At 68.6% G+C, this 2,800-nt stretch carries 3 protein-coding genes; 2 read left to right on the top strand and 1 reads right to left on the bottom strand.

What is annotated here, in order from left to right; all coding sequences use genetic code 11:
• Together EN780_RS31415 and EN780_RS31410 are read left to right on the top strand one after the other, a co-directional pair.
• Window positions 1–546: ABC transporter permease (locus EN780_RS31415; RefSeq protein WP_133372800.1), on the top strand; the 546-nt coding region annotated here is incomplete at its 5' end.
• Window positions 547–624: 78 nt separating this feature from the next.
• Window positions 625–1,614, top strand: coding sequence for a substrate-binding domain-containing protein (locus EN780_RS31410; RefSeq protein ID WP_127286074.1), 990 nt, complete (start codon window positions 625–627; stop codon window positions 1,612–1,614).
• A gap of 57 nt (window positions 1,615–1,671) precedes the next feature.
• On the opposite strand, the gene EN780_RS31405 is transcribed toward EN780_RS31410, so the two are convergent.
• Window positions 1,672–2,800 (bottom strand): ATP-binding protein (locus EN780_RS31405; protein ID WP_133372799.1); only part of this gene is annotated, 1,129 nt, incomplete at its 5' end.

Genomic DNA, 2,800 nt, shown 5'->3' with positions numbered 1-2,800 from the left:
TCCTATGGCGAGGGCCCGGGCCTGGCGCCGCCGGTGTTCGCGGTGCTGGGCGAGCGGCTGTTCGACAACACAGTGCCGGTGGCAACCATCGTCTTCATCGCCTTTGCCGCGATCGCCACGGTGGTGCTCAACACCACGCGTTTCGGCCGTTACGTCTTTGCCGTCGGCGGCAACGAGCGCGCCGCGCGCATTTCCGGCGTGCCGGTGTCGATGGTGAAGATCTCGGTCTACGCCATCACTGGCTTTGCCTCAGCACTTGCCGGTATCGTGCATGCCGGCCAGTTCAATTTCGGCAGCGCCAATGACGGCATGGGCTACGAGTTGACGGCGATCGCCGCCGTCGTCATCGGCGGCACCAGCCTGTTCGGCGGCGCCGGCTCGATGGTCGGCACCGTCGCCGGCACCATCATGCTCGGTGCGCTCGCCAACATCCTTCAGCTCAACAACATCACCCCAGCCACGCAGCTGCTCGCGACCGCCGCGATCATCGTGCTGGCGGCAGTGCTCCAATCCCTCGTTCGCCGCCGCGAGGGATTGGGCAGGTAGGAGGCCGGCGGCAAGCATACCCCCGAGACTGAAACCAAAGGTCTGTCCGCCCCCGGCCAGACGAGGAGGAGAGTGAGCATGAAAACCACACTGAGAGGATCGAAGCGTGCCCTCAAGGCCGCGCTTCTGGCAGGCGCAGGCCTGTGCATCGCCAGCACCGCCCAGGCCGCCGCCCCGATGGTCAAGGCCTGCGCCAAGGACGGCCAGTTCGTCATCGGCTTTTCGCAGGCCAACAACGCCGAGCCCTATCGCCAGCACGTCAATGACGAGCTGACGGCCGCGGCCAAGGACGTTCCGCAGTTCACGCTGCAGATCGCCGACGGCGCCGGCAACGTCAACACGCAGACGTCGCAGGTCGACAACTTCATCACTCAGAAGGTCGATCTCCTGCTGATCTCGCCCTTCGAGGCCGCCCCTCTGACGCCGGCCGTCAAGCGCGCCATGGATGCCGGCATTCCGGTGATCGAGCTCGACCGCAAGACGGTCGGCGATCCCGGCAAGGACTACACCGCCTTCATCGGCGGCGACAATTACAAGATCGCGCTCGAGGCCGGGAAGTACACGGCAAAGACGCTGCTGCCCGACGGCGGCGAGACGGCGGTGCTGGAAGGCCTGCCGAGCTCGACGCCGGCGGTGGAGCGCCTCAACGGCTTCAAGGACGGCGTGAAGGAGAACGCCAAAATCCAGGTCGTCGCCGAGCAGGCCGCCGACTGGGTTCCGGATAAAGCCCAGACCGCCTTTGCCGCCATGCTGCAGGCGCATCCCGACATCAAGGTGCTCTACGCCTCGAACGACATGATGGCGGCGGGCGCGCTGCTGGCTGCCAAGGGCGCCGGCAAGGACGTCAAGATCATCGGCACCGACGGCCTGCCCGGCCCGGCCGGCGGCATCGAGGCCGTCGCCAAGGGCGACTGGGCGGCGACCTTCACCTATCCGACCGGCGCCAAGGAAGCGATCGAGATGTCGAAGAAGATCCTGCTCGACTGCGCGACCGCGGTGGAGCCGACGGTGACGGTGGAGACGACGGCGATCACGGCGGAGAACGCCAAGCAGCTGATGGGCAAATAGGCAGCACGCTAGACTCGATGGCGATAGGGTAAGGCCCCGTACGGGGCCTTGCTCTCGTCACGAAACGCCTAGCTCCGCCTCCTCGGCATTGGGATCGCCCGGCGCCGTCGCCCAGGCAAGCTCCACCAGCGTCACGGTGCGCCGGCCGGTGCCGTCGAGTTGGCAGACGATGAGGCCCTGCTCCTCGATATAGGTGAGCAGGCGGCGCGCGCGGCGCAGCGAGTGCGAGCCATAGGCGCGCGCGATCGCCGCGTCGCTCGGGCAGGGCCGGCTCTCCTTCGCCGCGCGGGCGATCATCATGAACACGCCCTGCATGTCTTCGGGCAGCAGCGAGGCGCGCACCGAGACGTCGCGCCAGGCGTCGTCTTCCGCCATTTCGGAGCCGAGGCCGGCCCGCGCCCGCGTCAGCATGCGGCGGAACTCGGCAAGGTCCGGCACCACCGAGGCCAGGCCCTCGATCCGGCACCGGACGACGAACTCCTGGTAGAGCACGCCGATGACGCGAAAACCGGCATCGGGTTCGGCGAGCACGGCACCGAGCACGCGGTCCATCCGTTCGCGCCGCTCGGCAAGATCCTCGGCGCTGGGTGCGGCCTCCGCCGGCTCGGGGCGGATCTCCAGCGCCGCCGATTTCGCCGCCATCAGCTGGTCGAGCAGGTCGGGCGAGGGCGCCCGGCGCTGCGGCCTGACCGTCTCGGGCGGCGGCGCGGCGAGGATGATCGCGCGCGCATCCTCCAAGGCCGCCTCCGGTAGCGGCATCAGCCGCGGCGTGCCGTTGCGCGGTTTTGTATCAGTCGGGCCGATGCGCAGGCCGAGCGGACGCCGCGACAGCGCCGGACCGAGCGCCATGAACTGTCCGCGCTCGAGGTCGCGAAACGCCTCCGCCTGCCGCCGCTCCATGCCGAGCAAGTCGGCGGCGCGCGCCATGTCGATGTCGAGGAAGGTGCGGCCCATCAGGAAGTTGGAGGCTTCCGCCGCGACGTTCTTGGCAAGCTTCGCCAGCCGCTGCGTGGCGATGATGCCGGCCAGCCCGCGCTTGCGGCCGCGGCACATCAAATTGGTCATCGCGCCGAGCGAAAGCTTGCGCGCCTCGTCGGAAACCTCGCCCGCCACCGCCGGCGCGAAGAGCTGCGCCTCATCCACCACCACCAGCATCGGATACCAGTGGTCGCGCGCGACCTCGAAC

It is taken from the genome of Mesorhizobium sp. M4B.F.Ca.ET.089.01.1.1, assembly GCF_004022605.1.
GTDB classification, from domain to species: Bacteria; Pseudomonadota; Alphaproteobacteria; order Rhizobiales; family Rhizobiaceae; genus Mesorhizobium; species Mesorhizobium abyssinicae.
This window is presented reverse-complemented; position numbering and strand designations above follow the sequence as displayed.